This window comes from Microbulbifer agarilyticus (assembly GCF_001999945.1).
GTDB lineage: Bacteria > Pseudomonadota > Gammaproteobacteria > Pseudomonadales > Cellvibrionaceae > Microbulbifer > Microbulbifer agarilyticus_A.
The window spans coordinates 3561448-3585778 of record NZ_CP019650.1 but is presented as its reverse complement, the minus strand read 5'-3'; the positions used below and the strand labels follow the sequence as shown (position 1 = coordinate 3585778).

At 57.4% G+C, this 24331-nt stretch carries 20 protein-coding genes, 5 tRNA genes and 1 pseudogene; 23 read left to right on the top strand and 3 right to left on the bottom strand.

Translation table 11 applies throughout. The features are described 5' to 3' along the window. Positions 1–37: 37 nt before the first annotated feature. Both pstS and Mag101_RS14970 read right to left on the bottom strand, forming a co-directional pair. Entirely contained in the window at positions 38–1114 is a 1077-nt protein-coding gene (gene pstS / locus Mag101_RS14975) for a phosphate ABC transporter substrate-binding protein PstS (RefSeq protein ID WP_232325043.1), read from the bottom strand. Between the two features lie 145 nt (positions 1115–1259). Beyond that, positions 1260–3215 carry a PhoX family protein gene (locus Mag101_RS14970; RefSeq protein WP_077406766.1) on the bottom strand — a complete coding sequence of 652 codons (1956 nt, stop codon included), beginning with the start codon at positions 3213–3215 and terminating at the stop codon, positions 1260–1262. 283 nt (positions 3216–3498) lie between these two features. Here Mag101_RS14970 and Mag101_RS14965 point away from each other — a divergent pair, with 283 nt between their 5' ends. From Mag101_RS14965 to Mag101_RS14955, 3 genes are all read left to right on the top strand, one after another. Then, positions 3499–6108: a TonB-dependent receptor gene (locus tag Mag101_RS14965; protein ID WP_077406763.1), complete on the top strand. Its 2610-nt coding sequence runs from the start codon at positions 3499–3501 to the stop codon at positions 6106–6108. A 256-nt stretch (positions 6109–6364) separates the two neighbouring features. Beyond that, the gene (locus tag Mag101_RS14960; protein ID WP_077406760.1) at positions 6365–8299 is read left to right on the top strand and encodes a phytase; all 1935 of its coding nucleotides are present in this window, start codon (positions 6365–6367) and stop codon (positions 8297–8299) included. Between the two features lie 89 nt (positions 8300–8388). Further along, positions 8389–9303 (top strand): aldo/keto reductase, encoded by a 915-nt coding sequence (locus Mag101_RS14955; protein ID WP_077408366.1) that lies wholly within the window; start codon positions 8389–8391, stop codon positions 9301–9303. A 374-nt stretch (positions 9304–9677) separates the two neighbouring features. Here Mag101_RS14955 and Mag101_RS14950 read toward each other — a convergent pair whose 3' ends face one another. Further along, entirely contained in the window at positions 9678–10634 is a 957-nt protein-coding gene (locus tag Mag101_RS14950; RefSeq protein WP_077406757.1) for a hypothetical protein, read from the bottom strand. Positions 10635–10829: 195 nt separating this feature from the next. On the opposite strand from Mag101_RS14950, the gene Mag101_RS14945 reads away from it, so the two are divergent. The 20 genes and pseudogenes from Mag101_RS14945 (at position 10830) to rplL (ending at position 24247) form a co-directional block, all read left to right on the top strand. Further along, on the top strand, positions 10830–12362 hold the full coding sequence (locus Mag101_RS14945) for an alpha/beta fold hydrolase (protein ID WP_077408364.1): 1533 nt from the start codon (positions 10830–10832) through the stop codon (positions 12360–12362). Beyond that, positions 12359–13105 (top strand): ATP-binding cassette domain-containing protein, encoded by a 747-nt coding sequence (locus Mag101_RS14940; RefSeq protein ID WP_077406754.1) that lies wholly within the window; start codon positions 12359–12361, stop codon positions 13103–13105. Before Mag101_RS14945 ends, Mag101_RS14940 begins: the two co-directional genes overlap by 4 nt. A 47-nt stretch (positions 13106–13152) precedes the next feature. Then, entirely contained in the window at positions 13153–14325 is a 1173-nt protein-coding gene (locus tag Mag101_RS14935; protein WP_232325042.1) for an ABC transporter permease, read from the top strand. Positions 14326–14371: 46 nt separating this feature from the next. Next, positions 14372–15082: pseudogene (locus tag Mag101_RS18340) on the top strand (alanine racemase); the annotation flags it as partial. 81 nt (positions 15083–15163) lie between these two features. After that, on the top strand, positions 15164–15568 hold the full coding sequence (locus tag Mag101_RS18335; RefSeq protein ID WP_418287769.1) for an alanine racemase: 405 nt from the start codon (positions 15164–15166) through the stop codon (positions 15566–15568). Positions 15569–15604: 36 nt separating this feature from the next. After that, positions 15605–16630 carry a bifunctional biotin--[acetyl-CoA-carboxylase] ligase/biotin operon repressor BirA gene (birA, locus tag Mag101_RS14925; protein ID WP_077406745.1) on the top strand — a complete coding sequence of 342 codons (1026 nt, stop codon included), beginning with the start codon at positions 15605–15607 and terminating at the stop codon, positions 16628–16630. A 75-nt stretch (positions 16631–16705) separates the two neighbouring features. Then, entirely contained in the window at positions 16706–17503 is a 798-nt protein-coding gene (locus Mag101_RS14920) for a type III pantothenate kinase (RefSeq protein ID WP_232325217.1), read from the top strand. A gap of 116 nt (positions 17504–17619) precedes the next feature. Continuing rightward, positions 17620–18360, top strand: coding sequence for an SPOR domain-containing protein (locus tag Mag101_RS14915; protein ID WP_077406739.1), 741 nt, complete (start codon positions 17620–17622; stop codon positions 18358–18360). A 163-nt stretch (positions 18361–18523) separates the two neighbouring features. Continuing rightward, a tRNA-Thr gene (locus tag Mag101_RS14910) sits at positions 18524–18599 on the top strand. 111 nt (positions 18600–18710) lie between these two features. Continuing rightward, positions 18711–18794 (top strand) — tRNA-Tyr (locus Mag101_RS14905). Positions 18795–18874: 80 nt separating this feature from the next. Next, positions 18875–18948, top strand: a tRNA-Gly gene (locus tag Mag101_RS14900). A gap of 108 nt (positions 18949–19056) precedes the next feature. Continuing rightward, positions 19057–19131 (top strand) — tRNA-Thr (locus Mag101_RS14895). A 155-nt stretch (positions 19132–19286) separates the two neighbouring features. Further along, entirely contained in the window at positions 19287–20480 is a 1194-nt protein-coding gene (tuf, locus tag Mag101_RS14890; RefSeq protein WP_077406707.1) for an elongation factor Tu, read from the top strand. A 120-nt stretch (positions 20481–20600) separates the two neighbouring features. After that, positions 20601–20676: transfer RNA gene (locus tag Mag101_RS14885), tRNA-Trp, on the top strand. Positions 20677–20793: 117 nt separating this feature from the next. Next, positions 20794–21162 carry a preprotein translocase subunit SecE gene (secE, locus tag Mag101_RS14880; protein ID WP_010130322.1) on the top strand — a complete coding sequence of 123 codons (369 nt, stop codon included), beginning with the start codon at positions 20794–20796 and terminating at the stop codon, positions 21160–21162. Positions 21163–21172: 10 nt separating this feature from the next. After that, positions 21173–21706, top strand: a complete 534-nt coding sequence (gene nusG, locus Mag101_RS14875) for a transcription termination/antitermination protein NusG (protein ID WP_077406736.1) — start codon at positions 21173–21175, stop codon at positions 21704–21706. A gap of 175 nt (positions 21707–21881) precedes the next feature. Further along, a complete protein-coding gene (gene rplK, locus Mag101_RS14870) occupies positions 21882–22313 on the top strand; it encodes a 50S ribosomal protein L11 (protein ID WP_077406732.1) in 432 nt (143 codons plus the stop codon). Further along, positions 22314–23012, top strand: coding sequence for a 50S ribosomal protein L1 (rplA, locus tag Mag101_RS14865; protein ID WP_077406729.1), 699 nt, complete (start codon positions 22314–22316; stop codon positions 23010–23012). Positions 23013–23294: 282 nt separating this feature from the next. Continuing rightward, positions 23295–23789 carry a 50S ribosomal protein L10 gene (rplJ, locus tag Mag101_RS14860; protein ID WP_077406725.1) on the top strand — a complete coding sequence of 165 codons (495 nt, stop codon included), beginning with the start codon at positions 23295–23297 and terminating at the stop codon, positions 23787–23789. Between the two features lie 86 nt (positions 23790–23875). Further along, positions 23876–24247, top strand: a complete 372-nt coding sequence (gene rplL, locus Mag101_RS14855; RefSeq protein ID WP_077406722.1) for a 50S ribosomal protein L7/L12 — start codon at positions 23876–23878, stop codon at positions 24245–24247. Positions 24248–24331: the final 84 nt, after the last annotated feature.

Below are 24331 nucleotides of genomic sequence, written 5' to 3'. Positions count from 1 at the left end.
CCCTAGCACGCGGCACTATTTGCCCTAGCCTGCGGCGCTACTTGATGTACTGCGTGGCTTCGCGCACTTTCTCGCGCACGTTCTGCGGCAGAGGGATGTAGCCAAGCGCATCCGCCTCTGCCTGCGCTTCATCGGTCAGTACATAGTCCACCAGTCTGCGCATGGCGGCCGCCTTGTCATTGTCTTGATCCACGTACACCAGTAGCCAGGTGAAGCTGACTATTGGGTAGGCGTTGTTACCGCTGGGGTCTGGTACCCATGCGATCAGGTTTGGCACTGTGCTGCCCGGCAGGGTGCCGGAAGGGAATTGCGCACTGGCCAACGCTGCACCGCCGGCCGCTGGACCCGGCGAGACGAAGTTGCCCACCTTGTTTTCCAGTCGTGCCGCCGGCAAGTTGGTCAGTTTGGCGACACCATAGGTTACGTAACCTATGGCACCCGGGGTCTGTTTGATTTCTGCGGCGATACCGTCGTTTTTCGGGGCCGATACAAAATTGGCGCCGCCCGGCCAAATTGGCGTAGTCGACTGCCCAACCGCAGACTGGAAATTGTCATTGATGGCGCTCAGATGGCCGGTAAATACATAAGAGGTGCCGGATGCGTCTGCCCGGGTGACCACGGTAATTTCACTGTCTGGCAATACAACATTGGGATTCGCCGCAATGATTCTTGGATCTTGCCAGTGGTCAATGTTACCCAGGAATATTTCCGGATAAACATCTCGCGGCAGTTTCAATTCGTCCACGCCCTCGAGGTTATAAGCCAGAACTACCTCTCCCGCCGTCACCGGCAATAGCACCACCCCCTGCTTTACCTCGGCGATTTCGTCGTCGCTCATCGCCGCATCGGAGGCTGCGAAATCCACCGCGCCAGCGATGAAATCCTGGATACCCGCGCTACTGCCTACCGCCTGGTAATCCACCTGCACACCGGTTTCTGAACGGGAAAAATCCCTGAACCATTTGGCGTAGATTGGAAACGGAAAACTGGCGCCAGACCCATTGAGCTGGATCTGTGCGTCAGTATCTGGAGCGAGGGAATTGGTACTTATCTTTTCATTGCGGGACCCATCGGAGCATGCGCTGATAAGGATTGCTGTGAGCGGCAACAACACTCCTTTGCCAAGTGTGCGGTTTATGCATTTCCATATTGTCAGCAAAAACATCTTGGTGAGCCCTTTGATGCGTTGAGTGTCGAGCACCTGCCCTGTACAGGTCTCAGAAAAATACTAGCCAAACGCTGGGCACGAAGTTATCCCATCAACTGCCAATAGTGCCGCCGTCATCCCGCCGAATGGCCAGTACCGATGGCCGCGGTGGCAGGCCCGGGTCGTTGTCGGGCCAGCGGTGCCGCGGGTTATCGAAGGTGGAGTTATCCACATCCGCCGGGTGCTGCACCGCGACAAACAGGGTTTTGCCATCCGGGGTAAATTCCGGCCCGCAGATTTCTGCGCCCTCAGGGCAGCCGAAGAAGTGCTTGGGCGCTGCGCGCAGTTCGCCTTCGGTAGCCATGGCCCAGAGACCATCGTGGAAGCCGAAGTCCTCGCAGCCATCGGTGGCTATCCACATATTGCCTGTGGCGTCGAAGGCGACATTATCCGGGTTCGCAAACCAGCCATGTGGCGATATGTTGCCCGGCTGTTGCCCGTAGGCGCCGCGCTCGGCCGGCTCTTCTGCGTTGGGGTTGCCGCCGAGCAAAAACGTATTCCAGCGGAAAGTGTCGCTTGTGTGATCGCGCTGGCCGTTTCGTCCGGGGGGAACAATCTCCAGTACATGCCCGGTGGTATTGCGCGCACGTGGATTGGCGGCATTTTCCTGTCCGGCCTTGCGCTTCTTGTTCTTGGTCAGCATCACATAGGTGCAGTCGTTCACCGGGTTGGTTTCCACATCTTCCGGACGGTCCATGGGCGTGGCGCCAACAAGCTTCGCTGCGCGTCGACAGTCGATCAGGACATCTGCCTGATTGCGAAACCCATTCTGCGGCGTCAGCGGGCCCCGCCCGAATATTAGCGGCAACCAGGTTCCACCTCCGCCTTCGCGGAACTGGCCCGCATACAGGGTTCCTTCCGTGAGCAGATCGCGGTTGTGGGCGTTGTTGCGGGGCAGGTAGTTCTTTTTCGATACGAAGCGATACACAAACTGGTGCTCGTCGTCATCGCCGCCATAGGCCACCACCGGTGCATTCGGCTTGCTGACCACGGTGAACCCCTCGTGCTCGAAGCGGCCGAGCCCGGTGAGTTTGCGCGGCGTGGATTTCGGGTCGTAGGGGTCAAACTCCACCATCCAGCCAAAACGATTGGGCTCGTTCGGCTCTACGGTGATGTCAAAGCGGCGATCGTAATCACCCCAGTTGCGGTTTTCCGGTTCGATGCCAAATGCGTGGTGATTGCGTGCTTCGACCTCGTCGGCAACATTGTCCGGGTCACCCTGGAATGCGCCGCCAAAGCCTTCTTCGGCGATCAATACCGTTCCCCACGGGGTCTTGCCGCCAGCGCAATTACCCACAGTGCCGAGTACCTTTTTTCCAGTGGGGTCTTCGCTGGTTTGCAGGCGTTGATCGCCGGCAGCATCGCCGACAATAGCCATCTCGGTGGTGAGAGAAATACGCCGGTTATAGGGACTCCCCAGTACCGCCTGCCATCCCTCTACCGTGTGCTCAATTTCTACAATGCTATGCCCGCAGGCTTGTTGTTCCACCGCGATATGCGCATGACTGGTGCCGCGATTCGAGCTTGCTTCGGTGTAGCCGCTAAACATTAAATGCGGCTGGGTGTATTCGTGGTTTACACAGAGCAGGCCGCGATTGCTGTTATTGCTCAAGTGATGCCGGTTGCCCTCGCCGGGTGCGGCGTCTGGGTCCAGTGGCATAAACGCAAGAAAGTCGTTGTTGTAACCAAAGCGACGGGATTGTTCGCCGGCGTCGAGGGTGTCTGGGGAGAAGGCGCCGGCAAAGGCATCCAGGGAATCACCCCAGCGCAGCAGCAGGTCCGCACTATAGCCATCTGGCAGGTGATGTTTGAAATCCAGCCCGTGAGGAATTTCCGCGAAGCTGAGGTTTTGTACACCTTGCGCTGTTCTTTTGGCACTGTTTTTGTCGCTGCAGCCGTGCAAGAAGCTCGCACCGGCGGTGGCCGCTGCGGTGGCACCGATTGTTTTCAGCAACGTCCTGCGCTGCGCGTTACATGGTGCCAGGTCGTCGTGTTCGTGGTCTGTCATAAATTCTTCACCAAAAATTATTTTGCTTTCTTCGCGGGCCCAATCGTTGGTCTAGCGCGGCGCCAGAAGCTGACTTGTCGCTAGATTCTTCTGGCATGTGACACGTTCGGAACCAAGCCTAGCGGCGCAATATGACAAATTTAAAAAAAACGTAACGGAAGATTCACATCCCGAGTCTAGCCTGCGCTCGCAAATCAAAAGATCGGACTTGGATTTACACGCCAGATTACCGGTCGCTCAACGGCTTCTGTTTACAACACCACCTCCAACGGGAATGGGGACTATGACTAAGACGGTATTTAATTTGAAAATGCTGGCGCCGCTTGCGGCCGCGGTAATCAGTGTCAATGCAGGCGCACAGGAAGTGTCGAATACGGGCACAGAGAAACAAGGCGAACTGATGGAGACCATTGTGGTCACCGCCCAGGCCGCTAACGCACGCAGTGATATCGAGCGTCAGCGTGATTCCAATAAAGTTGTTGCCGTGCAAACTTCTGAAGCAATTGGCGAGCTGCCAGATGCCAACGTCACGGAAGCGCTACAGCGTATGGCGGGTGTATTTATTTCCCGTGACCAGGGTGAAGGCCGCTTTGTCGGTGTGCGCGGTATCGACCCGAACCTGAATGCTTCCACCATCAATGGCATGAGCCTGCCGGCGCCGGAAACCGATAGCCGCGCGGTGGCTCTCGATGTTATCCCGGCAGACCTTCTCGCCAGCCTGGAAGTGTTCAAAACCCTGACTCCCGATATGAGCGCCGATTCCATCGGTGGTGCCATTGAAATCAAGAGCATCAATGCGCTGGATTACGACGGTCAGACCTATAAGGTGACCATCGAGAATGGCTACAGCGAATTGCAGGGCGAAAACAGCCCGAAGTTCGCCGGTACCTACACCAATAAATTTGACGTGAATGGTCGCACTTTGGGCGTTGCCATTGCCGCGTCGCATCAGGAGCGTAACTTCGGCTCCGAGAACATCGAAACCGATGGTGTGTGGGAAGAATTTACCGCGCTGGACGGCAGCGAGGGCATCACCGCTGCGGAAATCGAGCAGCGCGACTACACCGTGACCCGGGAGCGGACCGGTCTCGCGGCAAATTTCGATCTGGAAATTGGTGAAGGCCAACAAGTGTATCTGCACAGCCTGTATTCCGATTTTTCCGATGACGAGCAGCGCCAGCGCAACTCTTTCAAGCTGGATGAAGAAAATGACACTCCTTCCAGTGTTTCTGCCAACTCCGCCACCTGGTCCGATGCAGCCCTAGAGAAGGAGCTGAAAGACCGTTACGAGGCGCAGGAAATCCTTTCACTGGTTGCCGGTGGTTCACACGACATGGATAGCTGGGGCGTGGAGTACGCACTGGGCTATTCCCACGCGGAAGAGTCTGAACCCCATCGCCGCGACACCACCTTTGTTCAGGAAGGTCTGGAACTGGGCTACTCCAGCGCGGGCAAAATCCCGCAAATGTTTGCTGCGGATGCCAGTGCCGTGGATGCGGCCAGCTACGAACTCGACGAGCTGGTGATCGAGGATAACTACACCGACGACGAAGAGGTCAGCCTGCGTATCGACTTCCGTCGCGATATCGAAGTAGCTGGTAACCCTTCTGAACTGAAGCTGGGTCTACACGAGCGCCGTCGCGAAAAAACCGGCGACCTGAACGCTACCATCTACGATGGCTTCAGTGGCGACTACACCCTCGCCGATTTCGCCGCCAACAGCATCGACTATGGCCTGGGTAGCTTTGGCCCGAGCGTCAGCAAAAGCGCTATCAACGCGTTTATCAATGCGAACCTGGCCAGCTTTGAAATTGATGAGACCAGCACGGCGCTGGATTCCGCGCGCGACTACGTGATGAGTGAAGACATCTCCGCGATTTACGTAATGAACGACATCGATTTCGGTCGTACCAATCTGGTCTACGGCGTGCGCTATGAAGCCACCGAATTCTCCGGCCAGGGCTACCGCGTGGTTGAAGCTGGCGAAGCGATCCCAGGTGCCGTAGAGATTGCTGAAGACGTTTACGTGTCTGAAGTGGAACACGCGAACGACTACAGCAAGCTGTTCCCGAGCGTGAACGTTAAGTTCGACTACAGCGATAACATTGTACTGCGCGCAGCCTACACCGAATCCCTGTCCCGCCCGTCCTTCGGCGCGCTGAACCCCTCCCCGGCAGAGATCGAGTACGACGAAGGCGAGTTGAAGGTGGAAGCCGGTAACCCGCTGCTGGATCCTTATGAAGCGCGTAACTTCGATGCCTCCTTCGAGTATTACGCGGATGCCCTGGGTATGTTCTCCGTGGGTGCCTTCTACAAGCAGATCGACAACTTTGTAGTGACGGCAGATGTGTCCAGCGTTGCAGACTACAGCGTGTATGTGGGCAGCCTGACCGTGGATGAAGCGGAAATCTTCCAGCCAATGAATGGCGACAAGGCCACTCTGAGCGGTGCTGAACTTTCCTGGACCCGCGGTTTTGACAATGGCTTCCTGCTGCGTGCCAACGCTACCCTGACCGATTCGGAAGCGGACCTGGGACTAGGTGCCGGTGCCGAGCGCGGCAGCAAAGTTGCCTTGCCCTCGCAAGCGGATCTGGTTGCCAACTTTATCGTTGGCTATGAACGCGATGCGTTGAGCCTGCGTCTGTCCACCGCCTACAAGGGCGAGCGCTTGTTGGAAGTGGATCTGGAAGATGAGGCCTTCGACCTCTACGAAGACACTCACATGCAGGTGGACCTGTCCGCCAAATACCGTTTTGAAAACGGTATGCAGGTCTTCTTCAACGCGGTCAACCTGACCGATGAACCTTTCTACGCCAATCGTCGCGGCTACAACGGCCAGTACGAAGAGTACGGTCCCGCCTATGTACTGGGTGTGACCTATAGCACTTTCTAATAAAGGGCTATTCGCGATCTCTTTGTGCTAACTGCTCCGCGGAGAGTTAGTGCGGGAGGTCACAGCAGCAAGCCTGAGCGCAGCAGGAGTACCTGGTGCGCCCGGGCTTTCTGCTATTTTTTTACATGGGATTCATTGGTCATCTGTTTGCCACATTCCTGTCACGGGAGCGGCGTATTTTGGCCGATGCACTGGCGTGGTCTGTCAGGAAATTAGACCGGGCCTGCACATTAAGAACCTGCGAAACGAAAGAATTATGGCGTGTAAAACCTTGTTAAAACTGTTCAGCACATTGGCCGCCGCGGCCTTGATTAGCGCGTGTGGACCGCAGATAGGCAAAGAGGCGGCGACACCCAAAGGTATCGCCGCGGAGCACCAGTTGGCACTCACCGATGTTGTATCGAGCCAATTGGCGCCGCTATCCCTCGGCGGGAATGAGTACCTGTTGCTGGCCAGCGAGAAGCGCGGCCTGGTTCTGGTGGACAAGGAAGGAAATGAGAAGCTGGCGTTGGATGGCGGTACCGTAGAGCGCTTCGCCTTACATCCACTGGAGCAGGGCAGCTGGCTGATTGCCGTCTACGACGAAGACAGTGGTGAACTGCAGCTGCGCCTGCTGGATGTGGAAGAGGGTAGCCCGCGGATCCGCTACCTCGCGGCGATGGCGACGGACGCCCCACAAGTAGCCATGTGTTTTTCCTCGCAGGCGGGGCGCACGCATTTGTTTGCGATTGATGAAACCGGTCTTGGTCACGAGTATGTGGTACACCCCCGTGAACAGGCCTGGACGTTTACCGGTTTGCGGCCACTATATTTTGGTGAGCAGGTTTCTTCCTGCGTCGTCGATGATCGCAGGGGCAAGTTGCTGGTTGCCCAGCCACCTTTGGGTATCTGGAGCCTGAACGCCGATGCGGAAATGGATGAGGCGCGCCAGGTTTTTATTGCGGCGAGCGATTTGCCTGCGGGTGAATTCGGTGGCCTGTGGCTGGATGAGGTCAACGGCAACCTGTGGCTGACCGTTGCAGAAAAAGTCATGGCCTTTGATATCAACGATCCCGCCAAGGGGCCGCTGTTTGTGGAAACGCTTGCCGACATAGAGCCGGTATCTGCAGCGGTGCAGGGTGAAGCGCTGCTGGCCTTGGAGGAAGAGAGTGATCAGGTGCACCGCTTTGCGGTGTCCCTGCCGCAGCCTCCCGCAGAAATGCAGGCGTTCCGTGGCCCGGTCGAGATCCCGCGCGTGCGCGCCAGCGGCCAGACCGCGCCGGTCGCTTCCGGTGGCGATGCCGCCGACGACCCGGCAATCTGGGTCAACCCGGCCAAGCCCAGCGCCAGCCTGATCCTGGGTACCGACAAGAAGAGTGGTCTCAGTGTGTACGACCTGAGCGGCAAGCTGGTGGAGCACTTTGAGGTCGGCCGGGTAAACAACGTGGACCTGCGTCCGATGCAGCACGGCAAGTTTGTCGCTATCGCTGCGGCCACCAATCGCACCGATCCGGGCGTCAGCCTGTTCGGCATTACCGCTGCGGGTGCGGTGGAATACCTGGGGCTGCGCAACCTGGAAATGGAAGACCCCTACGGCCTGTGTGTGTACCGCAAAGGTGCCGACCTGATGACCTGGGTGTCTGATAAGGAAGGTGCCGTGCAGCTACTGCAGATTGTTCCGGGCACCGGCAATGTGGATTGGAGCCTGCGCAAGGTGGCTTCACTGGAAGTGGCCAGCCAGGTGGAAGGCTGTGTGGTGGATGACGAAATGCAGATGCTGTTCTTCGGCGAAGAAGACGGTGGTATCTGGCGGTTGGACATTGCCGCATACCTCGCTGGCGAGGCCAAGCCGCAGCTGATTGCTCCGGTGGATGGCGAGCGCTTGGCGGCAGATGTGGAAGGTATGGGTTTCTATCACGCCGCGGACAAGAGCTACCTGGTGGTGTCCAGTCAGGGCAACAACAGCTATGCCTTGTTTAACCGCGATGGCAGTGAGTTTGTGGGCCATTTCAAGGTAGATATCAATCTGGACAAGGGATTGGATGGCAGCTCTGAAACTGACGGCCTGGAAGTTTCCAGTGCGGCGCTTGGCGCTCAATATCCACAGGGATTGTTGGTGGTGCAAGACGGCCGCAATCGTATGCCCAGTGCGAGCCAGAACTTCAAGCTGGTTTCCTGGGCCGATATCGCGGAAACCCTGCAGCTGCCCTAGGCCAGGGTAAGCCTCAGCGGGGGAGGACCATTCGCCCCGCAATTTATGTGAAAATCCGCTGGAATCTATTTGATCCAGCGGATTTTTTTATGCAGCGCGTTTCTTCCTCTCTCGCTCCCGAGTTTTCTCTTTCCCGCATTGCTTTCGGTTTATGGCGTCTCACCGACTGGGGCTATTCACCGGCCGAGCGTGTTTCCCTGTTCGAGCGCATGCTGGATCTGGGCGTGACCACGTTTGATCTTGCGGATATCTACGGTGACTACCGCTGCGAGCAGTTTTTCGGCGAAGCGCTGCGCCTGAAACCACAGCTGCGCGAGCGCATAGAGCTTGTAAGCAAGTGCAGTATCCGGCTTGCCGGTGAAGCCTCTGGTGCGCGCATCAACCATTACGACACTGGTGCCGCCCACGTGCGCATGGCCGTTGAAACCAGCCTGCGCGATATGGGCGTGGAGCAAATGGACCTGTTGCTGCTGCACCGCCCGGACCCATTAATGGATGCCGACGCGCTGGCCAAGGTGCTGGAAACCTTGGTGCAAGAGGGCAAGGTAAAACAGCTGGGCGTATCCAACTTCCTGCCCCATCAGTTTGACCTGCTGCAATCGCGCTTGTCGTCGCCGCTGGTGGCCAATCAAATCGAAGCGTCACTGCTGCACTCGGTGGCCATGTTCGATGGCCAGCTGGACCACTGCCAGCAGCACCGTGTTATCCCCATGGCCTGGTCACCGTTTGCCGGTGGTCGCCTGTTTAGCGGAACCGATGAAGATGCAGTGCGCGTGCAGCAGGAACTCAAACACTTGAGCGCGGCACGCGGCCTGAATGCTGAAGATGGGCCTATGCAGCTGGCACTGGCATGGTTGCTGAAGCATCCCTCTAACATGATTCCGGTATTGGGTAGCGGTAACCCACAGCGACTGGAAGCGGCGCTGTCTGCTTTGGAGCTTGAGCTGGATCGGGAAGAGTGGTTTGAACTATTGCGCGCGGGGCGCGGACGAGATGTGGATTGATTCAGCTTTAGTGCTGATTCTCAACTCCGCTTTTCTTTCGACCCTGTAGTGGCGCTGTAGCACCGGGGTGTTGTTTTTGGAACCGCTGTGAATACGTCCCTGTACGCTGCGTCGCAAACATCCCTGTTTGCGACGCTTCCAAAAACAACACCCCGATACTCCAGCTTCAATTTGGAGTTAAGCACTTCGACGTGAAGGTTGGTCGAAGATTAGAGGGGGAGAATGAAGGCGCTGACGTTGGGGAAGTTTGCGAGACCTTCTAAAACAGGGATGTTTTAGAAGAGCCCCCAGGGATGGGTTCACGGCGTGTCTCGCAAGCTTCCCCAACGGCAGTGCCGCCAGGGAGAGTGCTACGAGGTCTCATCTGGCCTGAGTTACCCGTTGTAGGCGTTATCCGGTACCAGATCGTAATTTACATCCGCAAAATCAAAGTGCTCCAGCGGTGCCAGGTGCATGGGTACCTGATAGCAGCGCAGCACATCGTCGCCGCGGCGATCCATTACTTCCAGCACTTCACCGCGCACACCTTGTAACAGGCGGTCGAACTCAGTGACCGCAGAAGCAATCACCTGTTTGTATTCCAGGTCTTCCCCCAACTTAATGTAGCGCGAATCGCCATCGGCCTGTTCGATGCGCAGCCAGCCCGGGCCGCGCTCGGCACCGGCAACACCCAGTACCAGAGGGCCGCCTTGATCCTGGCAAATGGGAGCCAGCTCGAGGATCGCCGGGTCAGCATCCACCGCCTTGCCAACCCACACCCAGCCAGGCAGGCCGATACGGGTCAGGTGCCATTCAGAGAGCCATACCGTCTGATCGTCGTCCACGCGGAATTCGCTGTATTCGCGCTGGCCATTGCCGGGCGCAAGGTCCACGTTGGCATCCGGGTTTTGCTGGCGGAAGTTGTGCAGTTGCTGGGTCATTTCATAGTTGACCTCCCACTGCTTCTGCAGGCGCCACTGCATCGGGTACTCACCCCATTCCACCAGGTAGTCTTCGCGCTCGCGCAGGGTTTCCGCAACGCGCCAGAAAGCGCCGTCGATCAGAATATAGGTATCACCCGGCTTGCTGCCGGGGGCAATAAAACTGTGTTCGGGAGAGGCTTCGGAGGCGCTGACCACGTGTTCGCTGCGGCCTTCAATCACGTCGTACCAGGGGAAACCGTGGCGCAGGGGTGGGGGGAAGGCGAGGGGCGGCCGGCCTGCAAGCAGGCGGCGGAATAGTACCGATTTTTCAATTTCCAGGTCAGACAGGGTATAGCCTTCTTTCTGGGTGATCTGGCCCCAGGCAAAAGCAGCCCGTACCAGTTGTTTCTCTCTGTCTGAAAAGCTCATTTCGGCGGGTTCGCGGTGGTTGTTCTGTAATCAAGCGACCGCAAACAATACCATTCGGGGCCAATTGACGCTACGGCCTTGTGGGGTCATAGCGCAGCGATGGGACAAAAACTTCGGTAGACTGCGGCAATGAATATTGATGCATCGGTACCGCAAAGCCAATCAGGGATGAAGCTGCAGCGAATGACTAGCGAAATGAAACGACGAATAGCGGCGGCGGCCCTGTGCCTGTTCGCCGGGGCAGCGGCGTTTGCCCAGCCGACCGGGACACGCGCCGACAACGAAGGCCCCACAAGTGCCGCCGCACTGCAACCGACTTTATGCCATGGCAGTGGCTGGGCGGATGCGCTGCGCTGCTACGCAATACCGGTTACCGGTTTGCAGGCCGGGCAAGCGACGGAGCTGACTGTGCTGGTGGCTCCCGCGCTGAGCGAGGCCCAGCGCGAGCCGTTGTACCTGCTCGCCGGGGGGCCGGGGCAGGCATCCTCCGATCTGGTGAAGTTGCTCAATCCTCTGCGCAAGATCAACCGCGAGAGGGATTTGGTGTTTGTCGACCGGCGCGGCGCCGGGCGTTCGCAGGTGTTCGATTGTGGCCTGAGCGACTCGCCCCCGGCGGATATCGAGCGTTTTGTCGAGCTGCTGGCCGATTGCTATCAAGCGAACCCCGAGCGTCCGCTGGCGCTTAATAGTCGCCAGACAGTGGAAGACCTTGAGCAGGTGCGCACGGCGCTGGGGCACGAAAAGATCAGCCTGTGGGGCGGCTCCTGGGGTACACGCACTGCGCTCCTGTATCAGCAATGGTATCCGCAGTCCTTGCAAAGCCTGGTGTTGGACGGGGTTGCCCCCATCGATAGCAAGGTTTTCCTCACTGCGCAGGCCGCGGAAGCCGCGCTGGTGGAATTGCAGCAAGCCTGTTCTGCGGACCCGGTGTGTCGCGGTTTCGGCGACTGGCGCAGTGCACTGGATCTGATATTGGCAAACTGGGATAAAGCCAGCGCAGTTAGTTTCCCGGATCCATTCACTGGCCTCCCGTCTGAAGAGCCGGTCGAGAGCTGGATGCTGGCCAATGCGGTGCGCACCGCTTTGTATGATCCCAGTGTCGCCGCGCAGCTGCCGTTCGCGATCGACCAGGCAGCCAAGGGTAATCTGTTGCCACTGTCCGGTATCGTCGGGCTGTTTGCCAGGTTGGAGGGTAGTATGGCGATGGGCCTCACCTTCTCTGTGGCCTGTGCCGAAGAACTGAGCCGCATGCAGCGCGATGAAATTCTCGCAGATGCCGCAGGTACCTTCCTCGGGGAGGCGTTTGTGCAGCCATTTGTGCGCGGCTGTGCGCAATGGCCGGTTCCTTCGCGCGAGTACCCGGTGAGCGAGCCTCGATCACATCCCGTGTTGCTGATATCCGGCAGCGCAGATCCCATCACGCCGCCCATTTATGCCGAGCAGACCCTCGATCACCTGGAAAATCGCCAGCACCTGATTGTGCAGGGCGGCGGGCATATCAATAGCGCGCGCGGCTGTATTCCTGATTTGATGGAAGAATTCTTAAATAGCGGTGGTCAGACACTGGACCAGGCGTGTGTCGCCGATATTCAGCGCCCGCCGTTTATGGCCGGCATGTTTGGGCCCTCTTTGAAGGAAGAGCTGAGGCAAGAGTTGAGACAAGAAATACAGCCCCAGAATAATCCGGAGAGCGAGGTTGCGGCCTCAACAGAGGAGGCGCAGCCATGATACAGGTGCAAGGTATCAGTAAGTCGTTCGCCGGCCAGCGGGTTCTGCGGGAACTGAGTTTTGAGGTGCCCGATGCGCGTATCACGGCCTTGCTTGGTGCCAACGGCGCCGGCAAAACCAGCTGTTTGCGCATCCTGTGTGGGTTGCTGCGTGCGGAAGGCGGGCAGGTGTTGGTGGGCGGTGTGGACCCGGCGCTTGATCCACAGGGCGTGCGTCGCCAGCTGGGGGTGGTCGGTGATCGCGAGGGGCTCTACGAGCGTCTCACCGTGGCCGAGTACCTGGATATTTTTGCCCGCATGCAGGGACTTTCCGGGGGCGCGCTCAAGTCCGCGCTGGCATCGGTGTGCGAGGAGCTTGAGCTGCAGAGTTTGTGGAAGCGACGTATGGGCGGGTTTTCCCAGGGCGAGCGGATGAAGGTGTCGCTGGCACGGGCGCTGGTGCACCAGCCCAAACATCTTATTCTCGACGAACCCACGCGGGGGCTGGATGTGCTGGCGGTGCGCCTGCTGCGGCGCACGCTGTTGCGCCTGCGATCCGCGGGTACTGCGATCCTGTTTTCCAGTCATGTGATGCCGGAAGTGGCAGAGCTGTCGGACCGGGTGCTGGTGATGTCGCAGGGCAGGATTGTCGGCCGCGGTTCACCGGATGAGCTGATTGCAGAGACCGGCTGTGGAAATCTCGAGGACAGTTTTGTGGCGCTGGCCTACGGTGAGCGCACACCGGTTGCCGGGGAGGTGGTGTGATGCAGGGTGCTAATCCGAAACGCGGTGCTACAGCGAGTTCATACACGATGCTGCAACTCAAGCTTATGTTGCCGCTGTTGCGCAAAGAGTTTTTAGAAGCCTGGCGCGATCGGCGCGCCCTGATTATGGCGGTGAGCTTTGCGTTGCTGTTTCCGGTGATGATTGCGGGGGGCTCTACCTTCATGATCAAGAAAAAAGCCGAGGAGGTAACCCGCGTCGCGGTACTCGGTAGCGCTCAGGCTCCGTTGCTGGCTGAAAAATTAGGTGGCCCCGGAATGGAGGTTGCCAGTCTTGAGGACGGCGAGCCACGCAGTCTGCTTGGTCAGGGGTATCATCTGGTACTGGTTATTGGTGACGAGTTTGATCAGCGCTATCGCGACTTCTTGGCCCCGTCGTTGTACCTGTATGTGGACTCGACCAATACCAGCAGTGGCCGTGCACAGCGACAGTTGCAGGAGCGACTCGCATCGCTGCAGCAATTAGTCGTCACCCAGCGCCTTGTGGCGCGCGGAGTGGCTGCACAGGTGCTGGCACCGTGGAAACTTGAGATGCGGGATGTCAGTAGCCCGTCCGCGCGAGGGGCGTTGCTGCTTGCTATGGTTCCCGGGATTTTGATTCTCACCTTGTTTGTCGCAAGCCTCGCCACCTCCGTGGATACTTCTGCGGGAGAGCGTGAGCGCCTCAGTCTGGAGACGCTGTTGTTACAACCACTGCCGGCGTGGCAGGTCATCACGGCGAAAATGTTGGCAGTGGCGAGTTTGGGGTGGCTCGGTTCACTGATGTCCATCACCGCATTGGTACTATTAATGCCGTTGATGCCACTGGCAGAGCTCGGTATCCAGCAGGCGACCACACTGTCTGGTGTTTTCAGTATGGGGCTATTGCTGTTGCCGCTGGCGCTGCTGGTGGCCGTGCTGCAGATTCTGTTGGCCCTGCGCTCGCAGTCATTCAAAGATGCGCAGACTCAGCTCAGTATTTTACAGATAGCCCCGCTGATGCTGCTGATGGCGCTGGATATGGCGCAGGTAAGCCTCGAGGGGAGTTGGCAGCTGGTACCACTGGTAAGTCATCAGCAGTGGTTGAAAGATTTGTTGGTCGGCGAAGTGGTTTCTCTGCCGGTGGTGCTGGCGGGTTCCGCGGTCACGCTACTGTGTGTGGTGGCTGCAGTCTTGCTGGGGGCCAGGGCGCTGCGGCGGGAATCGCTGCTGTCGGCAGCCTAGGTATTTCCCATTGTGCGGGTGTGAAAAGAGTGTGTTGGGGTAATCGGTGACGATATCGGAACAGGAATGCGAAGGGCTGCTGCGAATTGACCTGGGGGCAGTTGCGTCCAACTATCGCGCGCTGCGCTCCCGGCTTGTCGATCGCAGCCGGTGCGGTGCTGTGGTCAAGGCTGACGCCTATGGTTTGGGTATCGAACAGGTTGCCCCGGCTCTCTACCGCGCCGGATGTCGCGAGTTTTTTGTTGCCACCCTCGCCGAGGGCAAGCAATTGCGGGCAGTGCTGGAGTCTGTTTTTGCGGAGAGTCTTGCCGAGGCTTCTGCGGAAGAGTTAGCGGATCCAGATACTACACGCGAGGCCGTGCACATCTACCTGTTGACCGGTTTGCGTCCCGGGTGCGAGGCGGAGTGTGCGGCAGCGGGACTGATACCTGTGCTGGTCAGTGTGGAGCAGATGCTCCGGTGGTGTCAGGCTACCGCAGATGCAAATGGTATCGCGGCTCCCTGCGCGCTCAAGGTGGATACCGGCATGACCCGGCTGGGCATGACCACCGTTGAATTTCATCAGCTGCTGCAGCATAAGCAGCTGTTGGCCGGCGCCAATGTTCAGTTATTCCTGAGTCATCTGGCCTGTGCTGATGAGGCTGCGCATCCGCAGAATCGACAGCAGTTGAACTTATTTAAGGATCTGCTGATAAAGCTGCGCAGTTTGCATCCACAGGTGCGTGCCAGCTTTGCCAATTCTTCCGGCATATATCTCGGTGAGGAATATCATTTCGATCTGGTGCGCCCGGGTTCCGCGCTGTATGGGGTTAATCCAACACCTGCGGCGATTAACCCTATGGATGCGGTGGTCAATTTGCGCTTGCCGGTGCTGCAGCAGCGGGAAATTTTTGCCGATAGTGCGGTGGGCTACGGTGCCACCGAAACTGTTGCAGCCGGTAGCTGGCTGGCGGTGGTGAGAGGGGGCTACGCCGACGGAATATTGCGCGCGCAAAGCGGTCGCGGCCGCGGTTGCGCGATCATTGGCGATCGGCGTATTGAAGTGCCCATGATAGGGCGTGTCTCCATGGACACTTCGGTGTTCGATATTTCCGTCCTTACTGCAAAACAGCGGACGCGACTGGAAATCATCGAGGTTCTGAATGAATCCCTGACCGTGGACCAGATGGGGGTGGCCGCAGATACCATTGGCTATGAGATCCTCACGTCTCTGGGGCGCCGCTACTGTCGTGTCTACGGCTAATTACACTTGGCCAATTTACCTGTTGGAGTAAAACGTTTGAGTTCCCCTGATACCTCTGGCTCACCGGTGTCCCCAAAAAATGAAGCGCTCGGTGCCCTGCGTCCGTTGCTCGAGTTGCTGGCAGACGGCAATGTGCACTCTGGAGAGGCGCTGGGTGAAGCGCTGGGCGTAAGCCGCGCGGCAGTGTGGAAGCAGTTGCAGAAGCTCGAGGCCTTCGGTCTACTCGTGGAGTCGGTAAAAGGGCGTGGGTATTGCCTGCCGGGCGGCTTGGACTTGTTGGTTGAGGAGCATATCCACAGTGGCCTGGCGCCACATGCGGAGACCCTGCTATCCGAGCTGCATGTACTCGATTTGGTGGATTCGACCAATGCGCGGGTACTGTCCGCGCTGGAAGGCGGTCGCGGCCACGGCATGGTGATGCTCGCCGAGCAGCAGTCTGCCGGGCGCGGACGTCGTGGGCGGCAGTGGCAGAGTCCGTTCGCGGCCGGGGTCAGTCTTTCCATCGGTTGGCAGTTCAATGGTGGTGTGCAGTTGCTGGAGGGGTTGAGCCTCGCGGTGGGTGTTGCGCTGGCCAGAGCGTTGTCGCGCTTTGATGTGCCGGATGTGCGGCTCAAGTGGCCGAATGACGTCTGGTGTCGTGGCCGCAAGCTTGCGGGCGTACTGCTGGAGTTGAGTGGTGACCTGACCGACCGCTGTGGTGTGGTGGTCGGCATTGGCCTGAATATGCGCTTGCCCGAGTCGGTGTCGGATGCGATTGGTCAGCCGTGGATAGACCTGCAGGAGGTTCAGCCCGGGATTTCACGCAATGCGCTGGTGGCAGCCATGTTGGATGAGCTGTTGCCGATGCTGGCGGCCTACCCTCAGAGTGGTTTCGAACCATGGCGGGAGGCCTGGTCGGCACTGGATCAATTTTCTGGTGCCGAAGTGTGCGTACAATCCGCGCAGCAGCGCTGGTGTGGTGTGGCGCGCGGAGTGAATGACAGTGGCGCATTGGTGCTGGAAGTGGATGGCCAGCCACAGGTGTTTCACGGTGGTGAGGTCTCCCTGCGCCCAGCGTCGTGATTGTCTATCTAAGTGGACCTCTGCATGCTTGGGGGCCTTTGAAGTTTCCCTGTTGAGAGTGAAAATTTGGCCGAGATGATTCTGGAATTGGATCAGGGGAATACCCGCGGCAAGTGGCGTTTGCTGCGCGTCGCCCCCGCTGGTGCCTCTCAGGTGGTTGCGCGTGGAGCATTTGCCCCAGGTCCCTGGTGGTCCGCCGAACACCTGCCGGATGCCTGGTTTCAGCACAGACCAGTGCAAGTTCGCTGTGGCAATGTTGCCGGGGCGCAGGTGGCGCATCAGATCGCTACGCGACTAAAGCAAGAATTTGCCGCTCCTGTGGCCTTTGCCCAGGTTTCGCCCGCGTGTGCCGGTGTAACCTGCGCATATCAGGAGGTTGGCCGCCTGGGGGTGGATCGTTGGTTGGCCATACTGGCGGCTTACGCGCGCGATAACTCCCCGGCGCTGGTGGTAGATTGCGGCAGTGCGATCACCCTGGATTTGCTGGGCGAGGGTGGTCAGCATCTGGGCGGCTACATTGTGCCGGGCTTGGGGCTGATGCGGCGCGCCCTCTACAGCGACACCGACGCGGTGAAGGTTGATGAGGTATTCTCCCGCGGCATGTCGCTTGCCCCGGGCATGAATACCGAGCAGGCGGTCAATCACGGCTTGCCTTTAATGGCGCTGGGCGCCATTGAGATGGCACAGCGTGAGTTACTGCGCCAGTTGCCCTCTGCCCAGGGCGCAGAGGTAGCGGCCCCCAGGTTGCTGTTTACCGGTGGTGATGGGCCTTTTATTGCCTCGTTGCCGCAGTCTTACGATCGGGGTGCGGTTGAGGTTCTGGATGAACTGGTGATGGAAGGGTTGGCATTTGCGGATCTCGAAGAGGTCTAGCGCTCTGCTTTTTCGCTTCGGCACGACGCTCTTTCGGGCGGCAACGCGCGAATCCGGAGTGGCACTGCTGCGGGCGCGTTTGAATTAATTACGTGGAATAGAACAACGAAGTCTCTATGCGCTGGATATTTTTCTTATTGGTAGTTGTGAATCTGGGTTTGTTCGGCTGGTTTATGACCACCGAGCGCACGCCAGCAAAGGCAGTAGTGGTGTCGCAGGCAGACCGCGGTGCTGACACCATATCTCTGGTTAGCGAATTGGACCCTGAAGAGCTTGCGGCGCGGGCACCTGTCGCTGAGGCGCAGCCGCCTGCGCCTCCGGAGCCTGCAACCGGTACGGTTACCGACCCCTTGTGCACCATGGTCGGGCCGTTTGATGAGGCCTATCAGGGGGTGGATGTGGTGCGCCGTCTGCAGGCGCTGCAGGTCGAGGCGGATTTGCGCGACATAGAGATGCAGGGGCAAATGCGCTACTGGGTGTATCTGGCACCACTGAACTCTTCCAAAGATGCCTTCCGCAAGCTGCGCGAGCTCCAGGCTGCGGGGGTGGATAGTTATGTTATCCCCAAGGGCTCACTGGAGAATGGTATTTCCTTTGGTATTTTTTCCGAGATTGACCGTGCGCAGTCGTTAACCGAGGAGTTACGTGCGCGCGGCTTTGATGCAGAATATCGCGAAGAACCACAAACGTATTTGGAGCGCTGGGTCGTGCTCAGCAGTGCTGGGCCTGCTGTGGATGGTGGCGCGCAAGAGCTTGTGGGCGAGGAGTTTTGGCAGCAGCTACAGTTGGATTACCCGGATATCGGACGTCGCCAAAATGTGTGTAGCGAGATCCGTGAGGCCAGTGCCGAGCAGTAACAGTGAAATGTCTGCCTGGGGTGAAGAAAAACGACAACAGGCTGTTGCTTGTCGCCATCACTTCCCCTAGAATCCCGCCTCCACTTCAGGGGGGATCAACAACCTTTGAAGTGCGTGAGCCCTCGGGCTTCACGGAGAAGTCGCAAGGCTTCATTTTGGAGATGCTGACGTAGCTCAGTTGGTAGAGCAGCTGACTTGTAATCAGCCGGTCGGGGGTTCGACTCCTCTCGTCAGCTCCATCTCTATCCTGTTCCGCAGGATGCTGAAGAAGTTCAGTTAAGTGTGTGAATTTTAAGGAAAAACTTGTTGACATCGAATGGGTCGCTGTAGAAAATACGCACCGCTTTCGAGCAGGGGTTCCCGAGTGGCCAAAGGGATCAGACTGTAAATCTGACGCGCAAGCTTCGGTGGTTCGAATCCACCCCCCTGCACCATTATTTAGATGCCTGTGTGCTGGCATCGAGGCCGGAAGAGGTTGTTGCTCTTTTGGTTGGAGGTTTTCGCACGCGATAGCGCGGGCATAGTTCAATGGTAGAACCTCAGCCTTCCAAGCTGATGATGCGGGTTCGATCCCCGCTGCCCGCTCCAATCCTTTGTGTGGGACCTGTTTGGAAAGGCATTTGGAAGTTGCAGCTTAGGTTGCAAGAAAGCAGGCGGCCCCGCCTGCGCCGGCTGGATTGCCGGTAGTTGGAGTAAGCTCATGTAGCTCAGGGGTAGAGCACACCCTTGGTAAGGGTGAGGTCGGCGGTTCAAATCCGCCCATGAGCTCCATTATTCGTAACCGCGGTGGCCTGTGTCTCCGCGGTTATTTGTATCCGGGTTTTGCGTTGTTGCGGCCTGGGTGCAAAAGGCTCCCGAGCGGATTTCCGGGGGTTGTTCTTGGTAAGGCCGCGAGTGCGGCTCACGCTTATATTGGGAGGCCCGCAATGGGAAAAGAAAAGTTTGAACGTTCCAAGCCCCACGTAAACGTGGGCACCATCGGTCACGTTGACCACGGTAAAACCACTCTGACTGCTGCACTGACTCGCGTATGTGCAGAAGTATGGGGCGGCGACGCTGTTGCTTTCGACGGTATCGACAACGCTCCGGAAGAGCGTGAGCGTGGTATCACCATCGCAACCTCTCACGTTGAATACGAGTCCCCGACCCGTCACTACGCGCACGTAGATTGCCCGGGACACGCCGACTACGTTAAGAACATGATCACCGGTGCTGCTCAGATGGACGGCGCTATCCTGGTATGTTCCGCAGCTGACGGCCCCATGCCGCAGACTCGTGAGCACATCCTGCTGTCTCGTCAGGTAGGTGTACCTTACATCGTGGTATTCCTGAACAAAGCCGACATGGTTGACGACGAAGAGCTGCTGGAACTGGTAGAGATGGAAGTTCGTGAACTTCTGGACCAGTACGAGTTCCCGGGTGACGACACTCCGATCATCGTTGGTTCTGCTCTGATGGCCCTGAACGGCGACGACAGCAACGAAATGGGTACTACCGCTGTTAAGAAGCTGGTTGAAACCCTGGACGAGTACATTCCGGAGCCGGAGCGTGCGGTAGACCAGCCGTTCCTGATGCCGATCGAAGACGTATTCTCCATCTCCGGTCGTGGTACCGTAGTTACCGGTCGTGTTGAGCGTGGTGTTATCAACACTGGTGACGAGATCGAGATCGTTGGTATCAAAGAAACCACCACTACTACCTGTACTGGTGTAGAAATGTTCCGCAAGCTGCTGGACGAAGGCCGTGCTGGTGAGAACATTGGTGCGCTGCTGCGTGGTACCAAGCGTGACGAAGTTGAGCGTGGTCAGGTTCTGGCTAAGCCGGGCTCCATCACCCCGCACACCAAGTTCGAAGCAGAAGTGTACGTACTGTCCAAGGACGAAGGTGGTCGTCACACCCCGTTCTTCAAAGGCTACCGTCCTCAGTTCTACTTCCGTACCACTGACGTAACTGGTGCGTGTGAACTGCCAGAAGGTACCGAGATGGTAATGCCAGGCGATAACGTTCAGATGACCGTTACCCTGATTGCGCCGATCGCAATGGAAGATGGTCTGCGCTTCGCGATCCGCGAAGGTGGCCGTACCGTTGGTGCTGGCGTTGTAGCTAAGATCATCGAGTAATCGGTGAAAAGCGCGACTACAATGTGAATCTGTAGTCGCGCTTGCAAATGCTGGGGTCGGTGGTATGATCCGCCCCTCATTTTTTCCGGAGATGGCGCAGTCTGCCTCCGGAAGTGTTTCAGGCCAGTAGTTCAATTGGTAGAGCATCGGTCTCCAAAACCGACTGTTGGGGGTTCGAGTCCCTCCTGGCCTGCCAACTTTCAGATGCCCGCAAGGGGCCTGCAGTTGGGCTATCCTGTACTGCTGTCGCTCTTTGTGGTCGTAGGCAATAAAGGCGCCTTGCAGTATCTGGGCGCACTAAAGGCTTCTTTGTATGAATGCAAAAGTAGAGGCGAAAACCTTTCGTCTTGACGGCCTCAAGTGGCTGGTAGTCGTGGCGTTGATTGGCGCTGCTGTTGCCGGTAATTCCTACTACGCCGAAATTCCCCTGTTGTATCGTGTGCTGGCAATCGTTGCGCTTTGCTTGGTTGCGGTATTTGTTGCAGTGCAGACCGAGAAGGGTAATGCCTTCTGGAATCTGCTGCGGGAAGCGCAAAATGAAGTGCGCCGCGTAGTATGGCCGACCCGTCAAGAAGCAACCCAGACCACCCTAATCGTGGTTGTGTTTGTGCTGCTGATGGCGGTCATTCTCTGGGCGTTGGACTCCGGTCTTGGCTGGATTGCTTCCAAGATCATTGGCTAAAGGTTAATCCATGGCAAAGCATTGGTATGTGGTTCAGGCCTACTCCGGCTATGAGAAGCGTGTAAAGACTTCTCTGAAGGAGCGCATTGAGCTGCACGAAATGGACCACCTCTTTGGTGAGGTGCTGGTGCCCACCGAGGAAGTGGTGGAAATGCGTGCCGGCCAAAAGCGCAAGAGTGAGCGTAAATTCTTCCCCGGTTATGTACTGGTGGAAATGGAGTTGAACGACGACACCTGGCACCTGGTTAAAGAGACCCCTCGTGTGCTGGGCTTTATTGGCGGCAAGGCAGACAAGCCGGCGCCAATCACCGATCGTGAAGCTCAAGCGATTCTGAATCGCATTGACGATTCTGTTGATAAGCCCAAGCCCAAAACGCTGTTCGAGCCGGGTGAAATGGTGCGTGTTATCGACGGTCCGTTTAATGATTTCAATGGTGTGGTTGAGGAAGTCAACTACGAGAAGAGCCGCCTGCGGGTGGCGGTGTTGATCTTCGGTCGCTCCACGCCAGTAGAGCTGGAATTCAGCCAGGTAGAAAAGAGCTGATTTCGAGCTGAAAGGATTCGGCCCTCTTTCGTTTCGGCGGAAGAGGGCTTTCGCGTCCCTGAAAACCCAGTGCTGAAAATGCTCTGGCTGGATGGGAAAACAGGGGAGCTGAGCGTTGCACGTTTGTATAAGTGTACAGCGCAGGCGCTAATACCCAGTTAAAGAGGAAGCTGTAATGGCTAAGAAAGTAGAAGCTTACATCAAGCTGCAAGTTAAGGCCGGTCAGGCCAACCCAAGCCCTCCCGTTGGTCCTGCACTGGGTCAGCACGGCGTGAACATCATGGAATTCTGTAAAGCGTTTAACGCACAGACCCAGAGCTTGGAACCAGGTCTGCCGGTACCGGTAGTGATCTCCGTTTACAACGATCGCTCCTTCACCTTCATCATGAAGTCGCCGCCCGCGTCGGTTCTGCTGCGCAAGGCTGCCAAGATCAAGAGTGGTTCCGGCCGTCCGAACACCGAGAAAGTCGGTAAAGTGACCCGCGCTCAGATCGAAGAAATCGTTGAAATGAAAAAAGCAGACCTGACTGCCTCCGATATGGATGCAGCGGTGCGCACCATCGCTGGTTCTGCTCGCAGTGCCGGTATCGAAGTGGAGGGTCTGTAAGTGGCTAAATTGACCAAGCGTCAGCGCGCAATGGCTGAAAAACTGGAAGCTGGCAAGGCTTACGGTATCGAAGAAGCAGTAGCGCTGCTGAAAGAATTCTCCAAGGTTAAGTTCTCCGAAACCGTGGACGCAGCGATCAATCTGGGTATTGATCCGCGTAAATCCGACCAGGCTGTTCGTGGCGCGACCACCCTGCCGCATGGTACCGGTAAAGAAGTACGTGTTGCTGTATTCACCCAGGGTGCCAACGCCGACGCTGCGAAAGAAGCTGGCGCTGACATCGTTGGTATGGACGAACTGGCAGCAGAAGTTAAAGCTGGCAAGATGGATTTCGACGTAGTTGTGGCCTCCCCGGACGCTATGCGCGTTGTTGGTCAGCTGGGCCAGATCCTCGGCCCGCGTGGCCTGATGCCGAACCCGAAAACTGGCACCGTTACCCCGGATGTAGCGACTGCGGTTAAAAACGCAAAAGCTGGTCAGGTACGTTTCCGCGCTGATAAAGGCGGCATCGTGCACGGCGGTATCGGCAAGGTGTCTTTCGATGCGAATGCGCTGAAAGAAAACCTGGAAGCTCTGGTTGCTGACCTGAAAAAGGCCAAGCCGGCTTCTGCCAAGGGCGTATATCTGAAGAAGATCACCCTGAGCACCACCATGGGCCCGGGTCTGATCCTTGATCAAGCTACTCTGGACGTTAAGTAATTTACATACAGTAATTACTGCGCCAGATTGTAAAAGAACTTTGGGGTTCGCCGCGTCGCTTAGGCAGCGCGGCGGGCCGTCAAAGACCGTAGGTGCGGTGGGTGTTTGAGGTTTAAATGCTCTCCGCTTAATCCGCGCTCCGGCCAGGTTGGCCAACAGTGAGTGCGAGCCTACGCAGACGGTGTTGCCCAAACCAGTATTTTTACTGGATTTGAGCTTTTTGCACCGGAACGGATTGGGGTCAGAAGATCCCAATCTTTTTTCAAATCCAGGAGTGACACTATGGCTATTGGACTCGTAGACAAGAAAGCGATTGTCGCGGAAGTCCAGCAGGCTGCTGAGGGTGCTCTGTCTGCGGTTGTTGCGGATTCCCGTGGCGTAACCGTGAATGACATGACTGCCCTGCGCAAAGAGGCTCGCGAGAACGGCGTTTGGTTGAAAGTCGTCCGCAATACTCTGGCGCGTCGCGCTCTGGCCGGTACCGAATTCGAATGTCTGATCGAGACGTTCGTAGGTCCCAGCATCATTGCTTTCTCTAACGAACACCCGGGTGCCGGCGCGCGCATCCTCAAGGCGTTCGCAAAAGACAATGAAAAGCTGGAGCTGAAAGGTGCCGCCTTTGAAGGCGTAGCGACTGACATCGCTCTGTTGGCAAGCCTGCCGACTTACGATGAAGCAATCGCTAAGCTGATGAGCTGCATGAAAGAAGCATCTGCTGGCAAACTGGTTCGCACTATTGCGGCCGTTCGCGACCAGAAAGAGCAGGAAGCTGCTTAATAGTTTCGCAAAAGCGAAATGGCAGTTATCCACTTTTATAGAAATTACGAGCAGTTTGCTGCTCACACGAAATCAGGTACTAACTCATGTCTCTGACTAAAGAAGATATCATCAATGCGATCGCCGAAATGTCCGTTAAGGACGTTGTTGAGCTGATCGAAGCTATGGAAGAAAAGTTCGGCGTAACCGCAGCGGCTGCTGTTGTTGCTGGTGGCGCTGCTGGCGGCGACGCTGCTGCAGAAGAAAAGACTGAATTCGACGTAATTCTGACCTCTGCTGGCGACAAGAAAGTAAACGTGATCAAGGCTGTTCGCGGCATCACCGGTCTTGGCCTGAAAGAAGCCAAAGGTCTGGTAGACGGTGCTCCGAGCCCGCTGAAAGAAGGCGTTTCCAAAGAAGAAGCCGAAGCAGCGAAGAAAGAGCTGGAAGAAGCTGGCGCTACCGTAGAACTGAAGTAATTCGGTTTTACACAATACCGCTGGGGCCGATTAGTCGGTTGCCGGCGGAAAGGCTGGTGGACTTTTGTCCGCCGGCCTTTTTGC

Bases quoted from the DNA above. Each gene is read 5' to 3' on its own strand.
- Mag101_RS14915 (WP_077406739.1), top strand. From the start codon at position 17,620: ATGCGCTGGATATTTTTCTTATTGGTAGTTGTGAATCTGGGTTTGTTC.
- Mag101_RS14935 (WP_232325042.1), top strand. From the start codon at position 13,153: ATGCTGCAACTCAAGCTTATGTTGCCGCTGTTGCGCAAAGAGTTTTTA.
- rplL (WP_077406722.1), top strand. From the start codon at position 23,876: ATGTCTCTGACTAAAGAAGATATCATCAATGCGATCGCCGAAATGTCC.
- rplJ (WP_077406725.1), top strand. From the start codon at position 23,295: ATGGCTATTGGACTCGTAGACAAGAAAGCGATTGTCGCGGAAGTCCAG.
- Mag101_RS14960 (WP_077406760.1), top strand. From the start codon at position 6,365: ATGGCGTGTAAAACCTTGTTAAAACTGTTCAGCACATTGGCCGCCGCG.
- Mag101_RS14955 (WP_077408366.1), top strand. From the start codon at position 8,389: ATGCAGCGCGTTTCTTCCTCTCTCGCTCCCGAGTTTTCTCTTTCCCGC.
- secE (WP_010130322.1), top strand. From the start codon at position 20,794: ATGAATGCAAAAGTAGAGGCGAAAACCTTTCGTCTTGACGGCCTCAAG.
- Mag101_RS18335 (WP_418287769.1), top strand. From the start codon at position 15,164: ATGGATGCGGTGGTCAATTTGCGCTTGCCGGTGCTGCAGCAGCGGGAA.
- nusG (WP_077406736.1), top strand. From the start codon at position 21,173: ATGGCAAAGCATTGGTATGTGGTTCAGGCCTACTCCGGCTATGAGAAG.
- Mag101_RS14950 (WP_077406757.1), bottom strand. From the start codon at position 10,634: ATGAGCTTTTCAGACAGAGAGAAACAACTGGTACGGGCTGCTTTTGCC.
- Mag101_RS14970 (WP_077406766.1), bottom strand. From the start codon at position 3,215: ATGACAGACCACGAACACGACGACCTGGCACCATGTAACGCGCAGCGC.
- Mag101_RS14920 (WP_232325217.1), top strand. From the start codon at position 16,706: ATGATTCTGGAATTGGATCAGGGGAATACCCGCGGCAAGTGGCGTTTG.
- rplK (WP_077406732.1), top strand. From the start codon at position 21,882: ATGGCTAAGAAAGTAGAAGCTTACATCAAGCTGCAAGTTAAGGCCGGT.
- Mag101_RS14965 (WP_077406763.1), top strand. From the start codon at position 3,499: ATGACTAAGACGGTATTTAATTTGAAAATGCTGGCGCCGCTTGCGGCC.
- Mag101_RS14940 (WP_077406754.1), top strand. From the start codon at position 12,359: ATGATACAGGTGCAAGGTATCAGTAAGTCGTTCGCCGGCCAGCGGGTT.
- Mag101_RS14945 (WP_077408364.1), top strand. From the start codon at position 10,830: ATGAAACGACGAATAGCGGCGGCGGCCCTGTGCCTGTTCGCCGGGGCA.
- tuf (WP_077406707.1), top strand. From the start codon at position 19,287: ATGGGAAAAGAAAAGTTTGAACGTTCCAAGCCCCACGTAAACGTGGGC.